Below are 23,750 nucleotides of genomic sequence, written 5' to 3' on the forward strand. Positions count from 1 at the left end.
CCCATGACTGACGGCCCGAAATACGGTTTTGACACGTTGCAAATTCACGCTGGTGCGCGGCCGGATCCGGCAACGGGCGCGCGTCAGACACCGATCTATCAGACAACGGCTTATGTGTTTCGCGATGCAGAACACGCGGCGGCCTTGTTCAATCTGCAAGAGGTCGGATACATCTATTCGCGCCTGACCAACCCGACAGTTGCCGTGCTGCAGGAACGCATTGCCACACTGGAGGGCGGCGTTGGCGCAGTGTGCTGTTCTTCGGGACATGCCGCACAGTTGATGGCGCTGTTCCCGCTGATGTCACCGGGGAAAAACGTTGTTGTCTCTACCCGCCTTTACGGCGGAACTGTCACCCAGTTCAGCCAGACCATCAAACGGTTCGGCTGGTCTGCCACCTTTGTCGATTTTGATGATACCGATGCGGTCAAGGCTGCGATTGACGATGATACACGCGCGATTTTCTGTGAATCGATCGCGAACCCGGGTGGTTACATCACCGATCTGCCGGCAATTTCAAAGATCGCCGATGGCGCAGGCATTCCGCTGATTGTCGATAACACGTCTGCCACCCCTTACCTGTGCCGCCCGATCGAACATGGCGCGACCCTTGTTGTCCATTCGACCACGAAATACCTGACCGGCAACGGTACGGTGACCGGCGGCTGCGTGGTGGATTCGGGCAAGTTCGACTGGTCCGGCAATGACAAGTTCCCGTCGCTCAGCACACCCGAACCCGCCTATCATGGCCTGAAATTCCATGAAACATTCGGCCCGCTGGCGTTTACCTTTCACAGCATCGCCATTGGCCTGCGCGATCTGGGCATGACGATGAACCCGCAGGCGGCGCATTACACGCTGATGGGCACCGAAACACTCAGCTTGCGGATGCAGCGCCATGTCGAAAACGCCGAAAAAGTGGCGGCGTGGCTTGAAGCCGATCCGCGGGTGGATTTTGTCACCTATGCGGGCCTGAAATCCTCGCCCTATTTCAAACGGGTGAAAACCATATGCCCGAAAGGCGCGGGCGGATTGTTCACCTTTGCGGTCAAGGGCGGCTATGACGCCTGTGTGAAACTGGTCAACGCGCTCGAGATTTTCAGCCATGTCGCCAATCTGGGCGATACGCGGTCGCTGATCATCCACTCGGCCTCGACCACGCACCGCCAGTTGACGGCGGAACAGCAAGAGGCCGCAGGGGCCGGCCCCAATGTTGTGCGGATTTCCATCGGGATCGAAGACGCCGACGACCTGATCGCAGATCTGAATCAGGCGTTAAGCAAAGCATCGCATTGAAAAACCGGCCCGGAGAGCGCGCTGCGCTCTCCGGGCCAATCATCCTAGTTCTCTATCGCAAACTCCATCGACACGGACGCGGATATTGAAACTTCGCCTTCTGCGATGGGAATGCTGGAATCACTCATCATCGCGCGTTCCATCATGACCGGTTGATTTCGACCACTATGTTCCGCGATCGATTGAACCGCGCCCAATGTCACACCCGCAGCGGCAGCCATTTGTTGGGCTTTTGCCATTGCATCCTGCACCGCGCGGGTGCGGGCGGTTTCCATCAAGGGTTCGGGATCCTGAAGTGCGAACTGCAACCCGTTGAAATCGTTTGCACCATCCTGAACAACCTGCGTCAGAACCGCCCCCAGCACAGACAAATCCCGCACCCGCACAGACACTGCATTCGATGCGGAAAAACCGGTGATTTCCGCGCGGTTGCCGTTGGACGAATTGCGGTTTGACCACACCGGGTTCAACGAAAACCGCGATGTCTGGATATCGCGATTTTCGATTCCAGTTTCGCCCAGCCGAGTCAGAATACCGGTTACGGCCTTTGACACCTCGGCCATCGCATCCTGTGCGTTCTTGGCCTCGTGCGTCACGCCAAGGGTGATGATGGCCATATCCGGCGCAACCTCAACCTGGCCTTCTCCGGTTACGGAAATAAGCCTTGGTGTGTCCTGCGCACTGGCCCGGGCCGTCAGCCCAATTCCCACCAATATCGCCAAAACTGCAACCCGCCACATGTCGTTCTCCTTTGATTATCGAATTACTGTCCAAGTATGACGCAAGGGCTGCGCAAATCCTTGGATAATTCTCAAATAAAATCAGCGTTTTTCTTCCCCTCGGCAAAGACCTGCTTTAAAATGCGCGAAACGCAGGGGGTGTTTCCCTTGCCCGTGGGCCAGATGGTAGACACACACGCATGAAACCAATGTTCGCGCTTTCCCTGTCTTTTGAAGGCATTGACCTGTTGCATCGCGGCGCAGGCGGGTGGCGGATCGTGGGCGAGGTTCCGTTGCACACGCTAGACCTGACGGAAGAACTGGCGGCTTTGCGCAAAACCGCAGGCGTGCTGGAACCGGATGGTGTCCGCACCAAGGTGATTGTTCCCAACGATCAGATCAAATACCTGACGATCCAGACGGAAGGCCTGTCTGACGACGACCGCACGGCACAGGTACGTGCGGCGCTTGACGGCGCAACCCCCTATGATGTGGACGAACTGGTTTTTGATGTCAGTCTGGACGGCAATGTGGCGCATGTTGCGGCAGTTGCCCGCGATACGCTGGACGAAGCCGAAGATTTCGCAGTTGAACACGATTTCAACCCGATCTGTTTCGCCGCCATTCCCGGCGACGAAGCCTTTCTGGGCGAGCCGTTTTTCGGCGTGACCCGCGCAGCCAAAAGCCTTTTGGCACCGGATGAGGAAGTGGAAACAGACGGCGTCGCGGTTGTGGTTGTGGGCAAGGCGGACATTTCCGAAGACCCGGTTGCCGATGCCAAAACCGGCGATTTCGTTGCACCCGTATCAGGGCCGGAGCAAGCAGACGAGCAAGCAGACGAGCAAGCAGACGAGCAAGCAGACGAGCAAGCAGACGAGCAAGCAGACGACGCTCCGGAACCGTTGGCAAGTGTTGATGACGAAGAAACCGAGGCGACCGCCCCGCAGATCGACACCGGGAAACCTTCCGCAACGGATGACGATCACGAGGGCACCAGCGCCCCCCCTCCGGTCGGATTTTCAAGTGTGCGCGCAGCACGCACAACATCCGAACGCCTTGATATTACCGCACCCAAACTGAGCGGTGTGCAACGCGACAAGGACAGACCGACAGCACCAGACATTCCCGTTCCGGCAGCCCAAAAACCGGAAATGGCGCTGGCCGATGATGTGACGGCACCACCGATCACAGGTCTTCCGGTGTCTCCGGAAGCGATTGAAGATGGCGATCCGGGCGGCATTTCTACGCCAGACGGTCTGCCCCGCCTGACACCCAACACAATCCCGCCTGCACCGGATACCGACGGGCCGGGCGAACATGCGTTCGGTGCAGTCAAGGCGGGCGCAGCACCTGCAATCGGCGGCAAACCGAAATATCTGGGCATCATTCTGACGGCCATATTGTTGGTGTTTCTTGCAGCTGTGGCCGCATGGGCATCGCTTTTTGCCGGCGCAGGGCTGTCCAAATTCTTTGGCCGCGATCACGATGACACGGACGTGGCCGTTGTGCAGGAAGATCCGGCACCTGCAGAACCGGAATCCTTGATTGCGCCGCAATCCGAGGTGACAGCCAGTCTGGCGCAACCGGATCAAGAAACAGAGATGACCCCCAGCAATATCGTGGAAGTCTCTGCCACCGAACCCGAAGACGAAGACGAAGCGTTGACAGACGCGGACATCGCCGTGCTGGACGCCATGCGCCAGCCTGCCCCGCCCGAACCGCTGACGCCCGAACGCGCCGAAGCCCGCTATGCCGTTTCGGGCATTTGGCAAATGGCCCCTGTTGCGCCGGACGCCAGCAACCTGATCGATATTGAAGATATTTATGTGGCGGGAATTGATCCTGTATCAAGCACGACAGATGCGGTGGCCCTGCCTTCTGTCACGGCTTTCCTGACGGATGAATTGCCCGAACAGATATCTTCGCCGAGTGCGGCAGGAACCGTGTTCGATCTGGATGAAAACGGTCTGGTCGTCCCCACGCCCGAAGGTGCTGTGACGCCCGATGGCGCGCTGGTCTATCTGGGCAAACCACCGGTTGTCCCGCCCGAAAGACCACAAAGCATTATAGCGCAAACAGATGCGGAAACCGCAACGCAAACCAGATTGTCCCAATTGCGGCCCCGCCTGCGCCCCGAAAACCTGATCGAAAATACCGAACGGACGCAACTGGGCGGGCTGACAAAATCGGAACTGGCCGGCATCCGGCCAAAACTGCGCCCGGACGTGGCCAAAGTTGAAGAGGAACAGGACGAGACACCGACCGCCCAGGCCGTTGCAACGTCGATCAAGCCGAACTTGCGCCCGAAAAACATGGATCAGATCGTGCAGCAGGCCAATGTGCGCGCGCCCGAACCTGTACAGGTGGCGGCCGCCGCCAGCGTCGCGCCTGTCACCGTTGCGCCGTCCATTCCGTCCACCGCATCGGTTGCCAAACAGGCGACGGTCAAGAATGCGATCAAACTGAACAAGATCAACCTGATTGGCGTCTACGGCAAACCTTCAAGCCGCCGCGCGCTGGTCCGGCTTGAAAACGGACGATACAAAAAGGTTGAGGTCGGCGACCGCATCGACGGCGGCAAGATTTCGGCCATCGGCGACAGCGAATTGCGCTATACCAAAGGCGGCCGCAATGTCGTGCTGAAAATGCCGAAAAGCTGAAGCAATCGCAGGTCAGACCTTGAGTTCGCCCGAGTTCACCTGTTCCTGTTCGATCGATTCGAACAACGCCTTGAAATTACCCTCGCCAAATCCGTCATCGCCTTTGCGCTGAATGAATTCGAAAAAAATCGGACCGATCACCGTTTTTGAAAAGATTTGCAGCAGAATTTTGGTTTCGCCACCATCCACCACGCCTTCGCCATCAATCAGAATGCCGTACTTTTTCATCCGATCCAGCGGTTCATTGTGCCCTTCGACCCGCGTTTTGCTAAGTTCATAGTAAGCATCAGGCGGCCCCGGCATGAATTTCAGTCCGCGTTCGGCAATGGCATCTGTGGCGTCGTAAAGCGTATCGGTTCCCACGGCGATGTGTTGGATACCTTCGCCATTGTACTTCTTAAGATAAGATACAATCTGGCCGGTTTCGCCACGATCCTCGTTGATCGGGATGCGGATGCGCCCGCATGGCGATGTCAGCGCACGGCTCAGCAATCCGGTAAACTTGCCTTCGATATCGAAAAACCGGATTTCGCGGAAATTGAAAAGATCACCGTAAAACCGGAACCATTTGTCCATATTGCCTTTGTGCACATTGTGGGTCAGGTGATCGAGGTAATAGAACCCCACGCCTTTCGGCTTTGACACGTCCAGCCATTCGAATTCTTCGTTATAGGGGCTGGTGTCGTAATACTGATCCACGAAATACAAAAGCGACCCGCCGATGCCAATTATCGCAGGCACATCCAGTGACTTGCCGGTGCCGGTGTAAGGTGTCGCTCCCTTGCCCATCGCGTGATCAAATGCCTTTTGCGCATCCGCCACCCGCCATCCCATCGATGGCGCACAAGGCCCGTGCTCCTGAACGAACTCATGGGCAAAACTGTCTGCATCCGCGTTCAGCAAATAGGTGATATCCCCCTGCTGCCACAGTTCGATATCCTTGGTCTTGTGACGGGCCGTATTCCGATATCCCATCCGGGTGAAAAGTGTGCGCAGTTCCTGTGGATCAGGATGGGCGAATTCCACGAATTCGAACCCGTCGGTTCCGGCAGGATTGTCTTTAGTGATTTGTGATTTTGGCGCGCTATGCGGAAACGGTCCCATCGGGCTGTCTTTCTTTGGTCTGATCTGTTCGCGCTTCCCGTATAGACGCCACAGCTTGCGTCATTTGCGCGAAATTATGCCAATATCAAAGGTTGAACGCGCAGGATTTAATGAATTATTATAAACAGCGCGGAAATTGCGCATAAAGGCTGCAAAACATGCTAGATCACCTCGACACAAGGCTATTGGCCGCCCTTCAAAGCAACGCACACCTGACAACGCAGGAGCTAAGCGATGTGCTGAACCTGTCGCCCAGTCAGGCAGGACGCCGCCGCCTGCGGCTTGAGAAAGAAGGCTATATTACCGGCTATTGTGCCCGCCTTGATCCGGTCAAGCTGGGGTTGAACGTTCAGGGGTTTGTGCAGGTCCACCTGAACCAGCACGGGCCGGAACACGGGCGGTCTTTTGCGCGCCTCGTATCGCTGCGTGCCGAAATAATCAGCGCATGGACGATGACGGGGGATGCGGATTACCTGCTTCGGGTGTATTGTAGCGATCTTTCTGCACTGAACACCTTGATTCATGACGTTCTTTTGCCCCACCCTGCTGTTGGGCGGGTGCACAGCCAGATCGTGATGGATCAGTTCAAAAGCGATGCGCCACTGCCTACGTGACGCCGTCCCATCCGACCAAAAGGCCCCTTTTATGGAATCATTCCTTTATCAGGCTTCAATCTATCTGGCGGCCGCAGTCATCGCGGTTCCGTTTGCCGCGCGATTGGGGCTTGGATCGGTTCTGGGTTATCTGGCCGCGGGCATACTGATCGGGCCGGTTCTGGGCTTTGTCGGTGCCGAAACCGAAGATTTGCGCCATTTTGCCGAATTTGGCGTCGTGATGATGTTGTTCCTGATCGGGCTGGAACTGGAACCGCGCGCGCTGTGGGATATGCGCCATCGCCTGATTGGCATGGGCGGCTTGCAGGTTGTGCTAAGCACGCTTGCCCTGATGGGCGTCGCAATGGCGTTTCACCAGCCGTGGAGCGTGGCACTTGCCATTGGGCTGGCACTGTCCCTGTCATCGACCGCGATTGTCCTGCAAACGCTTTCGGAAAAGGGTTTGATGCAGACCAGCGGCGGCAGATCGGCGTTTTCCGTGCTGCTGACGCAAGATATCGCCGTCATCCCGATTCTTGCCCTGTTGCCCCTGCTGGCTATTGCGCAACCGCCGATCACGGCGTCGCCTGACGGATCGCTGCAACGTTCAACACATTCCGGCACCGGCGGCGATGGCCATGGCGGGGGCCATGGCGACGTGGCGCTGTCGCTTGTTGATGGATTGCCCGGCTGGGGCGTGACACTTGTCACGATCGGTGTGGTGGCCACCATCATTCTGGCGGGCATTTACCTGACCCGCCCGGTGTTCCGCTATATCCACGCCTCGCGGTTGCGCGAAATGTACACCGCGCTGGCGCTGCTGATCGTGGTCGGTATTTCGTTTCTCATGTTGCTGATCGGCCTGTCGCCGGCTTTGGGCGCGTTTCTGGCGGGCGTGGTTCTTGCCAACTCGGAATTCCGGCATGAGCTGGAAAGCGATCTGGAGCCGTTCAAGGGGCTGTTGCTTGGCCTGTTTTTCATCACTGTTGGCGCCGGCATCAACTTTACGTTGCTGTTTTCCAATGCGCCTGCAATTGTCAGCATGGCCCTGCTGGTGATCATTATCAAAGGCCTGATCCTGTTTGTTCTGGGCCGTGCGTTCAAGCTGCGCGGCCGCGATCAATGGCTATTCACTCTGGGCCTCGCACAGGCCGGTGAATTCGGGTTCGTGCTGTTGTCTTTTTCCGTCCAGCAAAATGTGATCCCGCAGCGCGTTGCCGAAACGCTTTTGCTGGTGATCGCGCTGTCGATGCTGATCACGCCGTTGCTGTTCATTCTGTTTGATGTGCTGTCCAAACGCATGGGCGAAGGGGCGGGCCACCACGAAGCGGATGAAATCGATGAAAAAGGCACCGTGATCATCGCCGGCGTTGGCCGGTTCGGGCAGATCGTCAACCGTCTGGTGCAATCCAGCGGGTTCAGCACCGTGGTTCTGGATCACGATATGGAAGTGATCCAGTTGATGCGCCGGTTTGGCTTCAAGGGGTTTCTGGGCGACCCTACCCGCCCCGAACTGTTGCGCGCCGCAGGCTTGAGCGAAGCATCGGTGCTGGTGGTCGCGCTGGATGATCCCGATGCAGCCGTGCGGTTGGTGGCCTATGCGAAACGCCAAAGGCCCGATCTGCATGTCGTCGCCCGCGCCCATGACCGAAACCATGTCTACCGGCTGTACAAGGCCGGTGCGGATGACATTGTGCGCGAAATGTTCGACAGCTCGTTGCGGGCGGGACGGTATGTTCTGGAAAACATCGGGCTGTCCGAATACGAGGCCGCCGAAGTCGCCCAAACCTTTTACGCCCATGACCGGTTTGCCGTTAAGGAACTGGCGGAACTGTGGCGCAGCGATATTCCATCCAGCGAAAACGAACCCTATCTGGCCCGCGCCAAAGAGCTTCAGAAGGAACTGGAACTGGCGCTGCTGAACCGTGCGCAGGACGAACCGAAGAAATCCGCCTGAGCGTCTAGCCCTCGGAAACACCGGCCTCGGCAAAGGTTGCCATGCCACTGTGGCACGCCACGGCGCCTTGCAACACGGCAATCGCCAGCGCCGCGCCCGATCCTTCGCCTAGCCGCAAACCCAGCGACAAAAGCGGTGTTTTCCCAAGTTTCTCCAGCAATTTCCCGTGCGCGCCCTCGGCACTCAGATGGCCCGCCACCGCGTGGTCCAGAACTGTATCGTGAACGCCGTGCAGGCACGCCGCTGCCGCCGTGCAGATGAACCCGTCAAGGATCACGGGAATCCGCAACTGCCGAGCCCGGGCAATGGCGCCCGCCATCGCCGCCAGTTCTCGCCCCCCCAGACATTGCAGAACCGCCAATCCGTCTTTGGCATCACGGTGCTTTTCTACACCCGCCGCTACCACGCGACATTTCAGATCAAGCGCTGCGCCCTCAACACCTGTGCCCGTCCCTGTCCAATCGGGTGCCGATCCGCCAAACAGCGCAAGACAGATCGCCGCCGCAGACGTGGTGTTTCCGATCCCCATTTCGCCCGTGACCAAAAGATCCGCAGCAGGATCAACCGCGTCCCATCCGGCCAAAAGCGCGGCAACACACTCTGCTTCGCTCATGGCGGGCGCTGTCGTGAAATCCTGTGTGGGCCTGTCCAAGGACAGTGCATGCACATCCATGCGCGCGCCGAAGGCTTTACTAAGCTGGTTGATTGCCGCCCCGCCATGTTGGAAATTCAGCACCATCTGTTCCGTCACTTCGGGCGGAAACGCGGATACGCCCTGGGCGGCAACACCGTGATTGCCGGCAAAAATCACGACCTGTGGCGATGTAATCTGCGGGCGCCCTGTCCCTCGCCATCCGGCATACCAGATTGCCAGATCTTCCAGACGGCCCAGCGCGGCAGGCGGTTTTGTCAGTTGGGCATTGCGTGCACGCGCATCCGCCACCGCATCACCATCGCATTCAGGCGCGTTTCGCAAAAGAGATCTGAACTGGTCCAGTGTGGAAAATGCGGTCATGTTGTCGCCTTCATTGCAAGTGTCGTGTGATGCGTGTTTAACCCGACAACAACGAGTGTGACAGTGGCGAAACCCGTACCGGAGACGCAAAAACGACATGACTGCCCATCTGCGCGCCATTGATCTTGGGATCGCGTTTTCCCTGCTCAGCCGCCTGCCGGTTGATCGGCTGGTACGCATCCCCGATGCCGCATGGCAAAGACAGGCGCAGGCGGCTTGGGCCTTTCCGCTTGTCGGGGCGGCTATCGGCGCGCTGGCTGCGATTGCAGGCTGGTGCGCGCTGGCGCTGTCCTTGCCGCCGTTGATTGCCGCAGGGATCAGCCTTGCCGTTCTGTCGATATCCAGCGGCGCGATGCACGAAGACGGATTGGCCGATTGCGCAGACGGGTTCTGGGGCGGGTCAAGCCGCGAACGCCGGCTTGAGATCATGAAAGACAGCCAGATCGGCACCTATGGTGTTCTGGCCTTGATCCTTGTTACCGGCCTGCGGTGGATCGGATACGGCGTTCTGCTTGCAAGTGGAACATTGGCTGTGATTGCCATCGCCGCCCTGTCGCGCGCGGCAATACCCGCTGTGATGTGCGCCCTGCCCCACGCGCGAGCAACAGGATTATCCTATCGTGTAGGGCGCCCGGAATGGCCTGCAGCGGGCCTGTCCGCACTGATTGGCATTGCCATCGCCGTCTTGTGTCTGGGGGGCGGCACCGTAATCGCAGCCTTGATTGCAGCCGCCACGGTGTTTGGTATTGCGCTGTTGGCAAAGGCCAAAATCGGCGGCCAGACCGGGGATGTTCTGGGCGCAGCGCAACAAATGGCCGAACTGTCCGCCATTCTGACATTGCTGGCGCTGGTCTGAAACAAAAGGGCCGCGCATTTCCGCACGGCCCCAAAATGAGTTTGGTGTTTGCTCAGGCCGCGACGCGCGACATCAGAACATCATCAACCTGCTTTGCGGCGGCAATTTCATCGCCACCGGCAACAGCCGCCACCTCACGGGTCAACCGCTCCAAAGCGGCTTCGTACAACTGGCGCTCGGAATAGCTTTGTTCGCGCTGATCGTCAGTGCGGTGCAAGTCGCGCACCACTTCGGCAATTGCAATCAGATCGCCGGAATTGATCTTTTGTTCATATTCCTGCGCACGACGCGACCACATCGCCCGTTTGACCTTGGCCTTGCCCTTAAGCGTCTTCATCGCATGCGTGATCACATCGGGCGAGCTGAGCGCACGCATGCCAAAGGCCGTGGCCTTGTTGGTCGGAACCCGCAACGTCATCTTGTCTTTTTCGAAAGAAATCACAAAAAGCTCAAGCGTGATGCCCGCCACTTCCTGTTCTTCGATCGAAATGATCTGACCCACGCCATGCGCCGGGTAGACGACGAATTCTTCGGGGCGGAAATCCAGTTTCTTGTTCTTTGTCATTTAAAAAGTCCTTGATCTGCACCTGACACTTTACTGCGACGTCACAAATTCTGGCACGGGATCATCCATTTGCCCCCATGTCAGACTTTTCGCCGAAAATAAAACCATCCCAGAGCGGCAGCACATGAGGATGGTATCAGGTCAGTTGCTTCATTTATAACAAGTATATAACACAAAAAACGGCATTTTCCAAGCCACGCGTGATTGCCGCGCACGATTTAAGCGCCCCTTTGGCACAAATCAGCCGTCTTTCAGGCGCACGGGGCATTTTTTTCGGCCCCGTTGCCGGGCGAATCGTTCAGCCGCCCTCGCCCGGGGCTTCGGAAAAGTATTTTTCAAGCTTGCCGGTTTCGCCGTCACGCTCTTCCGCGTCGGGTAACGGATCTTTCTTGGTAATGATCACGGGCCACATTTCAGAATACTTGCGGTTGAATTCGACCCATTTTTCCATGTCCGGCTCGGTATCAGGGCGGATCGCGTCTGCCGGGCATTCCGGCTCACATACGCCGCAATCGATGCATTCATCGGGATGAATAACCAACATGTTCTCACCCTCGTAGAAACAGTCTACCGGGCACACTTCGACACAGTCGGTATATTTACACGCGATGCATGAATCGTTGACGATATAGGTCATGGTTTGTCTACTTTTCTGAAGCTTAGCGGCTAGCTAATTCAGCAGGCTGGATCATTCAAGGTTTCGCGCACGAGAAAGGTCAGTTTGACGCCGCGCGCGTTTCGTGGGCCGCCCTTTTCCCTCAAATCGCGGATTTGGCGCAACGCTGTCCGCCTTGTCCGCCGGATCGCGGGGTTGGGGCGGATCAAGATCGGTGTAAAGCGCCTGTGCTTCCGGGGCCGGGCCGCGGCGATCCGCCAGAGCTTCGATCCGGATCACGCGGATCACACGGGACTGCGCAAAGGTCAGCACATCGCCGGCGCCCACCAATTGCGCAGGTTTACCGGCCTTTACCGTGTTCACACGCACATGCCCGGACGAAATGGTTTTTGCAGCCAAAGTACGGGTCTTGAAGAACCGCGCCTGCCACAGCCATTTGTCCAAACGCTGTTTTCCGGTCGCGTCGCCCACAGATCAGCTGTTGTCTTTCAGCCCCATCAACGCGGCGGCGAATGGGTTATCGGGATCGATTTTCTTTTCGGGTCTGGGGGGTCTTGCCTGAAACTGCTGCGCGCCTTTGTCGCGGCCCTGTCCCTGCCGCTTGTCACCGCGCGCACCACCCTTCTTGCCTTGCGGTTTTCCCTTACCACGAGGTTTGTCCGAGAATTGCGCCGGTTTTGCCCTGCGATCGGGGCGCATTCCGCCCCAGCGGAACGTATAGAAAACTTCCTGTTCCGGTGCCGCGACCGGTGCATCCGTTGCACCTGCCCCATCGGCGCCCGGCGGGATTTCAACCGGGCTGTCGGGTGGCGCTTCTCCGGGCACATCGACAGGCACCTCGACCGGAGAATCGGCGGGCTCTTCCGCCGGCGGCTCGGTCGGTGTTTCATCCGGTTGAGGCGGCGTTTCCTCGGGCTGTTTCTGCGGCACTTCCTTTGGATCTTGCTGTGCGGCAACCGCGGCCTCGCTGGCCTTGACCTTGGCGCGCTCGCCTTTTTCGGCACTGTAGCCCAGCCCGGTCATCAGATCGGCGAACTGTTCCAGCGTCATACCGGTGATCGACAGCATATCGGCTTTGGCTTCGAACCCGCCACGGCTGTCTTCGGCCCGCACCATATCCGCAAGTCGCTCCAGCATGTCGATGCGGATCGCCCGTGTTCCGGCGGCGCGGTATCCGCACATCGTATGATAGCCCTTGGGCGCATCGGTTTTGGCCGGAACCGTCACCAGTCCGGGCGGCGGGCTTTCGGGAAATTCCTGAAGGTCCTGCGCCAGCGACCACAGCACAAGCCGCAACCGTGTCGGGGCCGGTTTCAGCAGCAAAGGCATGAAAATAGTGAACTGGCCAAAGCGGATACCATGTTTGCGCAGCGCCCCGCGCGCATCCTGATCCAGCGCTTTGACATCGTCGGCCACGTCCGCGCGTTGGAGAATCCCCAATCCTTCGACCATGCGAAATGCAAAGCCGCGCGCAAGTCCGGTAAGGGCTTCGTCCTTCGACAAGGCCAGCAACGGTTCGAACAGGGCTGCGATCTTGCGGTCTATGAAATGCTGCAATCGGCGCTGCACCTTCTGCGCAACATCCACGCCGGCGGCATCATCCACAAAAACCTCTACCTGCGGCTTGAGCGGATCGCTTCCCTTGACAAGTTTGCCCACCGCATGGGTGCCCCACATCAGGCCACCCTGTTCTGTGAAATCGATTTCGGTGTCCGGCGCGTTGTAAAACCGGTCCGCGCGCAGATGGAACTGCGGCGCCAGTGCCTGCAGGGACGCCGCCTTCAGCGTCTTTGCTTCGGCCCCGGCCGCCCCTTTGTCCGGCGAAAACCGGAAGCCTTCCAAACGACCGACAAATTCGCCTTCGACGGTCACATCACCTTTATCATTCACTTCGGCCAAGAGGGCCTCCTTTTGGTTGAGCCGGCGAAGCAAAACTGACGTGCGCCGATCCACAAATCTTTGGGTCAGACGTTCATGTAACGCATCCGACAACCTGTCTTCTACAGCGCGCGTGGCCCCGCGCCAATGGCTTTCGTCCCTTGTCCAGCCTTTGCGTTGCGCGACATAGGTCCATGTGCGGATAAATGCCAGCCGTTTGGACAGCGCATCGATGTCGCCATCGGTGCGATCAATCCGCTGGATTTGGCGCGCCAGCCAGTCATCCGGGATATCGCCGGACTGGTGCAAATAACCGAAAATCGCCTCAAGCAGGCCGGCGTGTTCCGCGTGACTGATACCGCGAAAATCGGGGATGCGGCAAACATCCCACAGCAGCCGGATCGATTGGCCATCCGATGCCCGCGCCCGCACCTCGGCCAGACCCGCAAGGGTGCGCAGCGCAATAAGATCATCCGCGTCACGCGCCTTGACCAGAATGGGGTTGTCCGGCGACGTTTCCAGTGACGCAATCAATCCATCCACACTGCCGAATTGAAAGGCGGGATTGCGCCAGTTCAACTTTTGCAACGGTGTGAACCTGTGCGCCATGATCGCCTGCGCCACGTCGTCGCTCAGCGGGGATGCTTCGCCGGTGACGCCGAAACTGCCATTCGACATGCCGCGCCCTGCGCGCCCCGCGATCTGGGCCAGTTCGTTGGGGGCAAGCGGACGCATCCGCCGCCCGTCAAATTTTGACAATGCGGAAAACGCCACATGGTTGATATCCAGGTTCAGGCCCATCCCGATCGCATCGGTGGCAACCAGATAATCAACCTCGCCATTCTGGTACATATCGACCTGGGCGTTGCGTGTGCGCGGTGAAAGTGCGCCCATTACCACAGCGCACCCGCCCTTTTGGCGACGGATCAGCTCTGCGATTGCATATACATTTTCAACCGAAAACCCGACAATCGCACTGCGTTCTGGCATTCTGCTTATCTTTTTCTGACCATTATAGGTCAGTTGCGACATTCGCTCGCGGTGCAGGAACTGTGCGTCGGGCACCAGCGCCGAAATCGGGCCGCGCATCGTATCCGCGCCCAGAAACAACGTTTCGTCTTGCCCCCGCGCGCGCAGCAACCGGTCGGTAAAGACGTGGCCGCGTTCAGGGTCAGCACATAGCTGGATTTCATCCACGGCCAGGAAATCGCACCCCATACCTTCGGGCATCGCCTCAACAGTGCAGACCCAATATTTCGTGCGTGGGGGAACAATGCGTTCTTCCCCAGTGACGAGCGCCACGACAGACGGTCCGCGAATAGCGACGATCTTGTCATAAACCTCGCGCGCAAGAAGACGCAGCGGCAACCCCATGACGCCGGTTCGATGCCCCAGCATGCGTTCAATCGCATAATGGGTTTTACCTGTGTTTGTCGGGCCCAAAACGGCCACGATCCGCGACGATCCGGTCACTGCTATGTCCCTTCGCGGACGGAGTTTGTTTTAAAGGGACTGGCCCAGAACGCCGTTTTCCAGACGCTGTATCGCCGTGGTTACTTCGCTATGATGCGGATGTATAGCGCGAACCCGCAGGTAGGCCTGATAGGCGCGATCCGTATCACCCAACTCTTCCAGAATGACACCAAAGCCGAACATCGCATTGTAATTGTCCGGGTTCAGAACCAGTGCCTTGCGCAAATCCCCCAGCGCCGGCCCGTAGAGATCGTACTGGTAAAAGGCCGTGGCCCGCATATGCCATCCTTCGGCAAAATCGGGGGCGTGATCGGTCAGCGCGCTGAAATGTTCGATGGCAGCCGCATAATCGCCCGCATCCATTGCATCACGCCCGCGCTTCAACAACAAATCCATCGAGGCAGAGCCGGTTTTCGACCATTCCGCCTGTACCGCCCTGTCCAGCTGCTTTGCCTTGACAGGTTCGGCGTCTTTCAGCTGTTCCAGCAATGATTTTACATCATCCTGTGCCGCCAAAGGTAAGGAATTCATGACTAGCAGCAGAAATGCCGCAACGGTACATTTGAGATTAATCGCTTTGATGCCCATAACACACCTAATGTAGCGCGCGTGCAGATGCATTTCCAGACATCTGTGGCCAAATAAGGGAAGACAGACAATGAGCGACGTAATTTCAGAGGCCGTAGCCGTTCTGAACGAAAAACTGGCGGGCACCGATATTGGTGGTACCGCAAAATTCAGCATCGCCGGCGAAGGCGACATTGTGATGGATGCCAGCGGCGCACGTGCCTCGGACGAAGAGGCCGATGTCACGCTCAGCGCGGATGCCGACACTTTCCGCTCGATTCTGGATGGCGAAACCAATCCGACCAGCGCCTTCATGACCGGAAAACTGTCTGTGGACGGCGACATGGGCATGGCGATGAAACTGGCGTCAGCGCTGGCTTGATGCATTTAGAGGCGGCCCCTTTTTTTGACGATGTGGCCGATGGGCCACCGGGCGGGGCCGCCCACTGGTTGCGCGCGTCCGATGGGGTGCGCATCCGCGTAGGCCACTGGGTGCCCGCAAACGCCAAGGGCACGGTTCTGCTGTTTCCGGGCCGCAGCGAATATGTGGAAAAATACGGTCGCGCGGCGGCAGACCTTTATCAGCGTCAGTTTGCGACGATAACAATCGACTGGCGCGGCCAGGGCCTTGCCGACCGGATGCTTGAAGATGCCCGCATCGGGCATGTGCATCGTTTCACAGACTACCAGAAAGACGTGGCAGCCATGGTGCAGGCCGCGCAGGCGCTGGATCTGCCGCGCCCCTATTTTCTGATGGCCCATTCCATGGGCGGATGTATCGTCCTGCGGTCACTTATCGAAGGGTTGCCTGTTCAGGCCGTGGTGTTTTCCGGCCCGATGTGGGGCATCCGCATCGCCCCGACAACGCGCCCCGTCGCTTGGGCACTGTCCTTTGGCAGCGGCTGGATCGGTCAGGGGCACCGCCTGCCCCCCGGCACCAAGATCGATGCCTATGTCACGTCCGAACCGTTCGAAGACAATTTGCTGACCACAGATGCGGACATGCATGATTATATGGTGCGTCAGTTGCGCATCCATCCCGAATTGTCACTTGGCGGCCCCAGCCTGATCTGGTTGCGCGAGGCACTGTGCGAATGCCGGTATCTGGCACGGCGCTGTACGCCGGACCTACCCTGTCTGACAGTGATGGGCGGCAATGAACGCATTGTCGATATCGCGCGCATCAGGGACAGGATGAACACGTGGCCCGGCAGCCGGCTGGACGTGATCGAAGGCGCCGAACACGAGGTTCTGATGGAAAGCGCACAAACCCGCACCCGTATCTTTGATCAGGCAGCCGACCTGTTTTCAAACAACATGGAAAGCAAGGCGTCGGCCCAAAGCGCCTGATCGCAGAACAGGTTTTCGCGAAAGGCTGGGAAATCCCGCCGCCCCTATTATTGTTGGGATATGAAAAACCCGGTTCTGACTTTTACACCAAACGGCATTTATTGCGCCGCAGGCGATTTTTACATCGATCCGTGGCGCCCGGTTGATCGCGCCCTGATCACCCACGGCCATGCGGATCATGCGCGCGCCGGTCACAGCCGCTATCTGGCTACCAGAACCGCCGCACCGGTGATGCGGCACCGTCTGGGCAACATCAGCATTGAAACAACCGGTTACGGCCGCCAACTGAGCATCGGCGATGCAATCGTTTCGTTCCACCCGGCAGGGCATGTACCCGGTTCTGCCCAGATCAGGGTCGAGGTGGGCGGCGAAATCTGGGTTGCGTCCGGCGATTACAAAACCGAAGAGGATGGCCTGTCTGATCCCTTTGAGCCGGTGCGCTGTCACAGCTTTATCACCGAAAGCACCTTTGGCCTGCCCGCGTTTCGCTGGGACACACAGGAACAGGTGGCACAAGATCTGAACGCTTGGTGGGCCTCCTGCGCCGCACAGGGTAAAACCGCGCTTTTGGGGGCCTATGCCCTTGGCAAGGCGCAGCGCCTGATGCGCATGCTGGACCACAACATCGGGCCGATCCTGACCCACGGCGCGGTCGAGGCAACCAATACCGTCCTGCGCGCCCAAGGTATCGATTTGCCCGCCACTGTGCTTGTCACGGGCGATACCAATATCAAGGATCATCCGGGCGCTATCGTGCTGGCCCCGCCCTCGGCCCTGGGCAGTGCATGGGCCCGCAAACTGGGGCCGCATTCGACTGGGTTTGCCAGTGGCTGGATGCGGTTGCGCGGCATCCGGCGCCGCCGCGCCGTCGATCGCGGCTTTGTTGTTTCGGATCATGCCGACTGGACGGGCCTGAACAGCGCCATTCGCGATACCGGCGCAGAAAATATATATGTTACGCATGGTTATACAGATATCTTCACACGTCACCTGAATGAAAAAGGCTATAATGCCAGCATCGTCACAACCGAGTTTCAGGGCGAGGATGCAGACGAGGCGGACATGCCATGAAACAGTTCGCCGCCCTGTTCGACCAGATCGACCAGACAACCAAGACGAACCAGAAGGTGGCCGCCCTTTCGGCCTATTTCCAGTCCGCCCCCGAACAGGACCGATTGTGGACCATCGCGCTGTTTTCAGGGCGGCGGCCGAAACGGGCCGTCACCACAACCCGCCTGCGGGAATGGGCCGCCGAAGTGTCAGAATTGCCGCTGTGGTTGTTAGAGGACACCTATCCCGTTGTCGGTGATCTGGCCGAAACAATCGCCCTGATCATGCCGCCTGCAAGCTACACATCGGATTACGAATTAACACATTGGATCAATACACTGCGCGATCTTTCTGACGTGGATGAAGCCACCAGAAAAGACAACGTTTTGTCCGCCTGGGATCAGCTGAACACAACCGAACGGTTCCTGTTTAACAAACTGATCACAGGCGGGTTCCGCATCGGGATCAGCCAGAAACTGATGACGCGGGCGCTGGCGCAGGCCAGCGGCAAACCCGAAACCGAACTGGCCCACCGTTTGATGGGCGACTGGACCCCCGACACCACAACCTACCACGATCTGATCGAGGCCGAAGATGCCAGCGCCGACGCGTCACGGCCCTATCCGTTCTATCTTGCCTACGCGCTGGAGAGTTCGCCCGACGCGTTGGGCGACCCGTCTGGTTGGTACGCAGAATGGAAATGGGATGGCATCCGAGGCCAGCTGATTATCCGCGACGGGCAGTATTTCGTCTGGTCCCGCGGCGAAGAACTGATGACAGACCGTTTTCCCGAACTGGCCCGCGCGGTTGATTTCCTGCCGGACGGCACCGTTCTGGATGGCGAATTGCTTGCGTGGGGCGGCAACGCGCCATTGTCGTTCAGCGCGCTGCAAAAGCGGATCGGGCGCAAAACAGTACCCAAAAAGCTGCTGGCCGAAACGCCGGTTGTTCTGGCGGCCTATGATCTGCTGGAACAGAACGGTCAGGACATGCGCGCCAAACCCTTTGCCGAACGGCGCGCAGCCCTGGAACAGATTGCAAAAGACCTGCCCCGCGATGCCCCCCTGCACCTGCCGCCGCAACTGCGGTTTGACACATGGCGCGATCTGGAAGCGTTGCGCACCGACGCGCGCGCGCATCAAGCCGAAGGTGTCATGCTGAAACGCGCCGACAGCCCCTATCTGGCCGGGCGCAAGAAAGGCGACTGGTGGAAATGGAAGCTGGACCCGTTGGTGATTGATGCCGTGATGATCTATGCGCAGGCCGGACATGGACGGCGCGCCAATCTGTTCACCGATTTCACCTTTGCCGTATGGGACGGCAACGATCTTGTACCCTTCACCAAGGCCTATTCCGGCCTGACAGATGCTGAATTCGCCAAAATCACTGCGTGGGTGCGCAGAAACACCCTGCAACGCTTTGGTCCCGTGCGACAGGTCAAACCACACCACGTCTTTGAAATCGCCTTTGAAGGCATACAGGCCAGCCCGCGCCACAAATCCGGTGTCGCCCTGCGGTTTCCCCGCATGTCACGCTGGCGGCAGGACAAACCGCTGCAAGAGGCCAATTCCTTGGACGATCTGAAAGAAATGCTGCGGGTTTATGGCTAAGTCCGCTTGTGACTCGCGCCCAAGGCTCTTAACTCTGTCACAGATGCAAAAATGAGGGTTCCATGTTCCAACTTCCGTTTCCGGTACGCGATGCAAATGCCACAGGTGGCGCTGACAATCTGGGCAACCTGCCCGAATGGGATCTGAACGATCTTTACACAGGTGAAGACGCGCCCGAACTGAAACGCGATCTGGACTGGCTGGAACAGGCCTGCACCTCTTTCGCCACCGATTACGAAGGCAAACTGGCCGGTCTAGATGCCAACGGCCTGTTGGAATGTGTGCTGCGCAATGAACGGATCAGCACGATTGCCGGGCGTATCATGTCCTTTGCCGGATTGCGCTATTACCAGCACACCACAGATGCAGGCCGCGCCAAGTTCATGTCGGACATGCAGGAAAAGATCACCAACTTCACCACCCCGCTGGTGTTTTTCACGCTGGAACTGAACCGGCTGGAAGATGATCATCTGGCGGCGTTGTTGCACCAGAACCCGGATCTGGCGCGCTACAAGCCTGTGTTCGACCGCATCCGCGCGATGAAACCCTATCAGTTGTCGGACGAGTTGGAAAAATTCCTGCACGATCTGGGGGTCGTGGGCGATGCGTGGGAACGGCTGTTTGATGAAACCATTGCCGGCCTCACATTCGACGTGAACGGTGAAACCCTGGGCATCGAAAGCACGCTAAACCTGCTGACCGATCCGGACCGCGAAAAACGGCAGGCCGGTGCCGAAGAACTGGCGCGCGTGTTCGGCGAAAACGTGAAAACCTTTGCCCGCGTGCACAACACACAGACCAAGGAAAAGGAAATCGTTGACCGCTGGCGCGGCATGCCCACTGCGCAAACCGGCCGCCATCTGTCAAATGATGTCGAACCCGAAGTGGTCGAAGCCCTGCGCGAGGCGGTTGTCGCCGCCTATCCGCGCCTCAGCCACCGCTATTACGATCTGAAACGCAAATGGCTGGGGCTGGACCGGATGCAGGTCTGGGACCGCAATGCCCCCCTGCCGATGGAAGATCCGACTATCGTCAACTGGGATCAGGCACAAAAGATGGTGATGGATGCGTATTCTGCTTTTGATCCCCGTATGGGCGAACTGGCCGAACCGTTTTTCAACAAGGGCTGGATTGATGCGGGTGTAAAACCCGGCAAAGCCCCCGGCGCCTTTGCCCACCCCACCGTGACCGAAGTGCACCCCTATGTGATGTTGAACTATCTGGGCAAACCGCGCGACGTGATGACCCTCGCGCATGAACTGGGGCACGGCGTGCATCAGGTGCTGGCCGCCGATCAGGGCGAAATGCTGTCCTCGACCCCGCTGACACTCGCGGAAACGGCATCGGTGTTCGGTGAAATGCTGACATTCCGCAAGATGCTGGACAACGCGAAAACCGATGCGCAACGCAAGGTTCTGCTGGCTGGCAAGGTCGAAGACATGATCAACACGGTCGTGCGCCAGATCGCGTTTTACGATTTCGAATGCAAGCTGCACGCCGCACGGCGCGGCGGCGAACTGACGCCGGATGATATCAACGCGTTGTGGATGTCGGTGCAGGCCGAAAGCCTTGGACCTGCCTTTGATTTCATGGACGGGTATGAAACGTTCTGGGCCTACATCCCGCATTTCGTCCACTCGCCGTTTTATGTCTATGCCTATGCCTTTGGTGACGGCCTCGTGAACGCGCTGTATTCGGTTTACGCCGAGGGCGATGACGGGTTCGAGGACAAGTATTTCGACATGCTGAAAGCGGGCGGGTCAAAGCACCACAAGGAATTGCTGGCGCCCTTCGGGCTGGACGCGTCCGACCCGAAATTCTGGGACAAGGGCCTAAGCATGATTGAAGGCCTGATCGACGAACTGGAAGCGATGGAAGGGTAAGAACACCCTCTTCAAGGCCGCGAAATTTTCAGAGTTTCGCGCGCCTGTCGCCGTGGTCGCTTACTTCAACTGGCTGTCCTTGCTGCCCCGCCGGTTGATGCCGACGCGTGTTTTGCGTTGGCTGTCGCGTTCCTGCATACAGTCGATGCACAGTTTTACGCCGGGGATCGCGGCGCGGCGCGCCTCGGGGATCGGTTCTTCGCAGTCCGCGCAATGGGTCAGGCTGTCACCGACGGGGGCCTTGCGCGCCTTCAGCCGCGCCAGTTCGTCATTTATCGACGCTTCGATCTGTTCGCTCACGGCGCCGTCACGCGCCCATCCTCCGGCCATCGCTCACACTCCTTTGTACCTCGCATATTTAAGGCATCTGCCCTCACCTGCCAACAAGAACGGGTGGGTCGCCCTTTGGCAGAAAACGGTGCCGTGCGCAGGAAAGGCCCGCTTCATTGTACGTAGCGCATAAGCTCTTCTGCGCGGCCCCGCCCAAGCTTGATCTTGCAGGAATTGATCGCGATCCCTGTTCCGGAACCGCCTCCGAAAGTTGCCCCGACATAGTCGCATTGTGCATCGCGATAGGCTGACCAGGCCGCCTGTGCGGCTTCCAGAGCAGGTACCGCCACCGTTCGATCAGTTACGTTGTCAAGCTCTGCCGCAGAACTCATCGCGAAGCCCAGATAGATGTCGACAGTCGCATCGACCCGCTCAAGTGTATCGGCGACACAGGCCCCGATCTCGACCTGACTGCTTCCGCCGCATTCTGTTGCCGGATCGGACAGGGCGATGCCGGGCAGGCAGGTCAACAAGAACAGTTTCATGCCAAGACTTCGCATGACAAATCTCCTTTTGCTCATCAATCAATCCTTGCCAGGCTAACTTGGCAGACGTCGACAAACACCATCCATTCAATACATTTCTTGCACGGAGTCTTGAAATCAGCCGTCGTGTCCTTCGCAGCAAAAGTCCGCGCCCGGCCCAGCACAGACAAGAAAGCCTAGTTTTTGGCCGCCCACCGCGTTTTCACGATCAACTTTGGTTGGCGCCACGCATGCGTCGGATACTTCCCCGAATTGCGCGCCAGTTATCTGCTTCATCGTTGTTTCCGGCGTTCTTGAACCGCTTTTCGCACTGAGCGGCCTCAAATTCTGCTTTGTCTCCGTGAGTACGGTACAAAGCGCGAGCGATTTCCGTAATTTTGATGGTATCCATGGTCTTCCCTCCGTTGGTCAAAACGTCAAAGCAATGGTCAAGAGGATCGGCAAAGTGCATGTCGTCGAGACAATTTTTCCGCGCGCCGCAGCGCTGGCCTTCGCAACATTTTTATCGGCTGAATCGTCACAGATCCGGCCAATATCACTGACCCGTCACAAGACATGACAGCCTTTGCGCCTCTCTTCCAGCATACATAAAAAGGTGCGCAGGATCAATTTTGTTTGCCTTGCACCGTTGGGGCAGGCCTTGGTTTCTATCTCAGAGCAAGCGATTTTTCATCGTTCTTTTTGCAATGGTGCCAGCCAAACAGGAACACCTGAAACCGAACCCTGCGATCTGCCTCTCTACCAAAAAAGGGCGGCCCCGCAGGACCGCCCGTTTCCATGTCACTCAAGACCGACGCAAGGTTACGCTGTGGCCAGCATGCCTTTTTCTTTGGCCAGATCACGCATCCGTTTTTGCAGTTTTTCAAACGCGCGCACCTCGATCTGACGGATACGTTCGCGGCTTACGTCATATTGGCCACTCAGATCTTCCAGCGTTACCGCCTTGTCGGCCAGACGCCGCTGGGTCAGGATATCCTTTTCCCGGTCATTCAGCACGTCCAGCGCCTGTGCCAGCAATTCGCGCCGCGCTTCCAGTTCGTCGCGCTCGGCGTAATCTCCGGCCTGGTCGGCATCTTCGTCTTCCAGCCAGTCCTGCCATTGCATCGTACCTTCGCCTTCGGACCCGACCGTTGCGTTCAAAGACGCATCACCACCCGACAGGCGGCGGTTCATCGAGATCACTTCGTCTTCGGTCACGCCCAGATCGGTCGCGATCCGCTTGACGTTTTCAGGGCGCAAATCGCCATCTTCCAGCGCGCCGATTTTGGATTTGGCTTTGCGCAGGTTGAAAAACAGCTTTTTCTGCGCCGATGTCGTACCCAGTTTCACCAACGACCAGCTGCGCAGGATGTATTCCTGAATGCTGGCGCGGATCCACCACATCGCATAGGTCGCAAGGCGAAAGCCCTTTTCCGGATCAAACCGCTTGACGGCCTGCATCAGGCCCACATTCGCCTCTGAAATCACTTCGGCCTGCGGCAGGCCGTATCCGCGATATCCCATCGCGATTTTGGCCGCCAATCGCAGATGCGATGTGACCATCTTGTGGGCTGCTTCCGTGTCCTGTTCTTCGACCCAGCGCTTGGCCAGCATATATTCCTCTTCCGGTTCCAGCAGCGGGAATTTCCGGATTTCCTGCATATACCGGTTCAGACCGCCTTCGGGCGTCGGTGCCGGCAGATTTGCGTAGTTTGCCATTTTCTGTCCCCTCCCAATGTTTAAGGGCTTAACATACCATATGGG

Annotated in this window: 22 protein-coding genes; 10 read left to right on the plus strand and 12 right to left on the minus strand. The window is 58.2% G+C overall.

Going from position 1 to position 23,750, the window contains the following annotated elements; all coding sequences use genetic code 11:
• Positions 1-3: 3 nt before the first annotated feature.
• Complete coding sequence (locus tag C1J05_RS14345) at positions 4-1,296, plus strand: O-acetylhomoserine aminocarboxypropyltransferase/cysteine synthase family protein (protein ID WP_114870851.1); 1,293 nt, start codon at positions 4-6, stop codon at positions 1,294-1,296.
• A gap of 44 nt (positions 1,297-1,340) precedes the next feature.
• On the opposite strand, the gene C1J05_RS14350 is transcribed toward C1J05_RS14345, so the two are convergent.
• Positions 1,341-2,036 (minus strand): SIMPL domain-containing protein, encoded by a 696-nt coding sequence (locus C1J05_RS14350; RefSeq protein WP_114870852.1) that lies wholly within the window; start codon positions 2,034-2,036, stop codon positions 1,341-1,343.
• Between the two features lie 179 nt (positions 2,037-2,215).
• On the opposite strand from C1J05_RS14350, the gene C1J05_RS14355 reads away from it, so the two are divergent.
• Positions 2,216-4,675 (plus strand): hypothetical protein, encoded by a 2,460-nt coding sequence (locus C1J05_RS14355; RefSeq protein ID WP_114870853.1) that lies wholly within the window; start codon positions 2,216-2,218, stop codon positions 4,673-4,675.
• A 12-nt stretch (positions 4,676-4,687) separates the two neighbouring features.
• Here the strand turns inward: C1J05_RS14355 and hppD are convergent, their stop codons facing one another.
• Positions 4,688-5,779, minus strand: coding sequence for a 4-hydroxyphenylpyruvate dioxygenase (gene hppD, locus C1J05_RS14360; RefSeq protein WP_114870854.1), 1,092 nt, complete (start codon positions 5,777-5,779; stop codon positions 4,688-4,690).
• A 158-nt stretch (positions 5,780-5,937) separates the two neighbouring features.
• Here hppD and C1J05_RS14365 point away from each other — a divergent pair, with 158 nt between their 5' ends.
• The gene (locus C1J05_RS14365) at positions 5,938-6,393 is read left to right on the plus strand and encodes an Lrp/AsnC family transcriptional regulator (protein ID WP_114870855.1); all 456 of its coding nucleotides are present in this window, start codon (positions 5,938-5,940) and stop codon (positions 6,391-6,393) included.
• Between the two features lie 31 nt (positions 6,394-6,424).
• Complete coding sequence (locus tag C1J05_RS14370) at positions 6,425-8,329, plus strand: cation:proton antiporter domain-containing protein (protein WP_114870856.1); 1,905 nt, start codon at positions 6,425-6,427, stop codon at positions 8,327-8,329.
• 4 nt (positions 8,330-8,333) lie between these two features.
• Here C1J05_RS14370 and cobT read toward each other — a convergent pair whose 3' ends face one another.
• Positions 8,334-9,344 carry a nicotinate-nucleotide--dimethylbenzimidazole phosphoribosyltransferase gene (gene cobT / locus C1J05_RS14375; RefSeq protein ID WP_114870857.1) on the minus strand — a complete coding sequence of 337 codons (1,011 nt, stop codon included), beginning with the start codon at positions 9,342-9,344 and terminating at the stop codon, positions 8,334-8,336.
• A 97-nt stretch (positions 9,345-9,441) separates the two neighbouring features.
• Between cobT and C1J05_RS14380 the strand changes: the two genes are divergently transcribed.
• Entirely contained in the window at positions 9,442-10,200 is a 759-nt protein-coding gene (locus C1J05_RS14380) for an adenosylcobinamide-GDP ribazoletransferase (protein WP_114870858.1), read from the plus strand.
• Between the two features lie 52 nt (positions 10,201-10,252).
• Here C1J05_RS14380 and C1J05_RS14385 read toward each other — a convergent pair whose 3' ends face one another.
• The 5 genes from C1J05_RS14385 to C1J05_RS14405 form a co-directional block, all read right to left on the minus strand.
• Positions 10,253-10,765, minus strand: a complete 513-nt coding sequence (locus C1J05_RS14385) for a CarD family transcriptional regulator (protein ID WP_114870859.1) — start codon at positions 10,763-10,765, stop codon at positions 10,253-10,255.
• Positions 10,766-11,063: 298 nt separating this feature from the next.
• Positions 11,064-11,402 (minus strand): ferredoxin FdxA, encoded by a 339-nt coding sequence (fdxA, locus tag C1J05_RS14390; RefSeq protein WP_114870860.1) that lies wholly within the window; start codon positions 11,400-11,402, stop codon positions 11,064-11,066.
• Between the two features lie 51 nt (positions 11,403-11,453).
• On the minus strand, positions 11,454-11,852 hold the full coding sequence (locus tag C1J05_RS14395; protein ID WP_114870861.1) for an RNA-binding S4 domain-containing protein: 399 nt from the start codon (positions 11,850-11,852) through the stop codon (positions 11,454-11,456).
• Positions 11,853-11,855: 3 nt separating this feature from the next.
• Positions 11,856-14,732, minus strand: coding sequence for a helicase-related protein (locus C1J05_RS14400; protein WP_114870862.1), 2,877 nt, complete (start codon positions 14,730-14,732; stop codon positions 11,856-11,858).
• Positions 14,733-14,762: 30 nt separating this feature from the next.
• Positions 14,763-15,263, minus strand: a complete 501-nt coding sequence (locus C1J05_RS14405) for a tetratricopeptide repeat protein (protein ID WP_254684606.1) — start codon at positions 15,261-15,263, stop codon at positions 14,763-14,765.
• Between the two features lie 127 nt (positions 15,264-15,390).
• On the opposite strand from C1J05_RS14405, the gene C1J05_RS14410 reads away from it, so the two are divergent.
• The 5 genes from C1J05_RS14410 (at position 15,391) to C1J05_RS14430 (ending at position 21,192) form a co-directional block, all read left to right on the plus strand.
• Positions 15,391-15,681, plus strand: coding sequence for an SCP2 sterol-binding domain-containing protein (locus C1J05_RS14410; protein ID WP_114870864.1), 291 nt, complete (start codon positions 15,391-15,393; stop codon positions 15,679-15,681).
• On the plus strand, positions 15,681-16,649 hold the full coding sequence (locus C1J05_RS14415; protein WP_114870865.1) for an alpha/beta fold hydrolase: 969 nt from the start codon (positions 15,681-15,683) through the stop codon (positions 16,647-16,649). Before C1J05_RS14410 ends, C1J05_RS14415 begins: the two co-directional genes overlap by 1 nt.
• A gap of 60 nt (positions 16,650-16,709) precedes the next feature.
• Positions 16,710-17,720, plus strand: a complete 1,011-nt coding sequence (locus C1J05_RS14420; protein ID WP_114870866.1) for a ligase-associated DNA damage response exonuclease — start codon at positions 16,710-16,712, stop codon at positions 17,718-17,720.
• Positions 17,717-19,309, plus strand: coding sequence for an ATP-dependent DNA ligase (locus tag C1J05_RS14425; RefSeq protein WP_114870867.1), 1,593 nt, complete (start codon positions 17,717-17,719; stop codon positions 19,307-19,309). The genes C1J05_RS14420 and C1J05_RS14425 overlap by 4 nt, the downstream gene beginning before the upstream one ends.
• 62 nt (positions 19,310-19,371) lie before the next feature.
• Positions 19,372-21,192 carry a M3 family oligoendopeptidase gene (locus C1J05_RS14430; protein WP_114870868.1) on the plus strand — a complete coding sequence of 607 codons (1,821 nt, stop codon included), beginning with the start codon at positions 19,372-19,374 and terminating at the stop codon, positions 21,190-21,192.
• A gap of 60 nt (positions 21,193-21,252) precedes the next feature.
• Here C1J05_RS14430 and C1J05_RS14435 read toward each other — a convergent pair whose 3' ends face one another.
• From C1J05_RS14435 to rpoH, 4 genes are all read right to left on the minus strand, one after another.
• Positions 21,253-21,522: a DksA/TraR family C4-type zinc finger protein gene (locus C1J05_RS14435; RefSeq protein WP_114870869.1), complete on the minus strand. Its 270-nt coding sequence runs from the start codon at positions 21,520-21,522 to the stop codon at positions 21,253-21,255.
• 113 nt (positions 21,523-21,635) lie between these two features.
• Entirely contained in the window at positions 21,636-22,043 is a 408-nt protein-coding gene (locus C1J05_RS14440) for a lysozyme inhibitor LprI family protein (RefSeq protein ID WP_368073713.1), read from the minus strand.
• 172 nt (positions 22,044-22,215) lie between these two features.
• Entirely contained in the window at positions 22,216-22,398 is a 183-nt protein-coding gene (locus tag C1J05_RS21740) for a hypothetical protein (protein WP_114872331.1), read from the minus strand.
• A 410-nt stretch (positions 22,399-22,808) separates the two neighbouring features.
• Entirely contained in the window at positions 22,809-23,705 is an 897-nt protein-coding gene (rpoH, locus tag C1J05_RS14450; protein WP_114870871.1) for an RNA polymerase sigma factor RpoH, read from the minus strand.
• Positions 23,706-23,750 lie beyond the last annotated feature (45 nt).

This window comes from Sulfitobacter sp. JL08, from assembly GCF_003352045.1.
Lineage (GTDB): Bacteria > Pseudomonadota > Alphaproteobacteria > Rhodobacterales > Rhodobacteraceae > JL08.

What these genes read in the sequence shown, in the direction of transcription:
- C1J05_RS14435 (WP_114870869.1), bottom strand. Translation starts at nt 21,522, where the DNA reads ATGGCCGGAGGATGGGCGCGTGACGGCGCCGTGAGCGAACAGATCGAA.
- cobT (WP_114870857.1), bottom strand. Translation starts at nt 9,344, where the DNA reads ATGACCGCATTTTCCACACTGGACCAGTTCAGATCTCTTTTGCGAAAC.
- C1J05_RS14425 (WP_114870867.1), top strand. Translation starts at nt 17,717, where the DNA reads ATGAAACAGTTCGCCGCCCTGTTCGACCAGATCGACCAGACAACCAAG.
- C1J05_RS14410 (WP_114870864.1), top strand. Translation starts at nt 15,391, where the DNA reads ATGAGCGACGTAATTTCAGAGGCCGTAGCCGTTCTGAACGAAAAACTG.
- C1J05_RS14440 (WP_368073713.1), bottom strand. Translation starts at nt 22,043, where the DNA reads ATGAGCAAAAGGAGATTTGTCATGCGAAGTCTTGGCATGAAACTGTTC.
- rpoH (WP_114870871.1), bottom strand. Translation starts at nt 23,705, where the DNA reads ATGGCAAACTACGCAAATCTGCCGGCACCGACGCCCGAAGGCGGTCTG.
- hppD (WP_114870854.1), bottom strand. Translation starts at nt 5,779, where the DNA reads ATGGGACCGTTTCCGCATAGCGCGCCAAAATCACAAATCACTAAAGAC.
- C1J05_RS14385 (WP_114870859.1), bottom strand. Translation starts at nt 10,765, where the DNA reads ATGACAAAGAACAAGAAACTGGATTTCCGCCCCGAAGAATTCGTCGTC.
- C1J05_RS14370 (WP_114870856.1), top strand. Translation starts at nt 6,425, where the DNA reads ATGGAATCATTCCTTTATCAGGCTTCAATCTATCTGGCGGCCGCAGTC.
- C1J05_RS14405 (WP_254684606.1), bottom strand. Translation starts at nt 15,263, where the DNA reads ATGAATTCCTTACCTTTGGCGGCACAGGATGATGTAAAATCATTGCTG.
- C1J05_RS14365 (WP_114870855.1), top strand. Translation starts at nt 5,938, where the DNA reads ATGCTAGATCACCTCGACACAAGGCTATTGGCCGCCCTTCAAAGCAAC.
- C1J05_RS14355 (WP_114870853.1), top strand. Translation starts at nt 2,216, where the DNA reads ATGAAACCAATGTTCGCGCTTTCCCTGTCTTTTGAAGGCATTGACCTG.
- C1J05_RS14345 (WP_114870851.1), top strand. Translation starts at nt 4, where the DNA reads ATGACTGACGGCCCGAAATACGGTTTTGACACGTTGCAAATTCACGCT.
- fdxA (WP_114870860.1), bottom strand. Translation starts at nt 11,402, where the DNA reads ATGACCTATATCGTCAACGATTCATGCATCGCGTGTAAATATACCGAC.
- C1J05_RS21740 (WP_114872331.1), bottom strand. Translation starts at nt 22,398, where the DNA reads ATGGATACCATCAAAATTACGGAAATCGCTCGCGCTTTGTACCGTACT.
- C1J05_RS14350 (WP_114870852.1), bottom strand. Translation starts at nt 2,036, where the DNA reads ATGTGGCGGGTTGCAGTTTTGGCGATATTGGTGGGAATTGGGCTGACG.
- C1J05_RS14420 (WP_114870866.1), top strand. Translation starts at nt 16,710, where the DNA reads ATGAAAAACCCGGTTCTGACTTTTACACCAAACGGCATTTATTGCGCC.
- C1J05_RS14430 (WP_114870868.1), top strand. Translation starts at nt 19,372, where the DNA reads ATGTTCCAACTTCCGTTTCCGGTACGCGATGCAAATGCCACAGGTGGC.
- C1J05_RS14380 (WP_114870858.1), top strand. Translation starts at nt 9,442, where the DNA reads ATGACTGCCCATCTGCGCGCCATTGATCTTGGGATCGCGTTTTCCCTG.
- C1J05_RS14415 (WP_114870865.1), top strand. Translation starts at nt 15,681, where the DNA reads ATGCATTTAGAGGCGGCCCCTTTTTTTGACGATGTGGCCGATGGGCCA.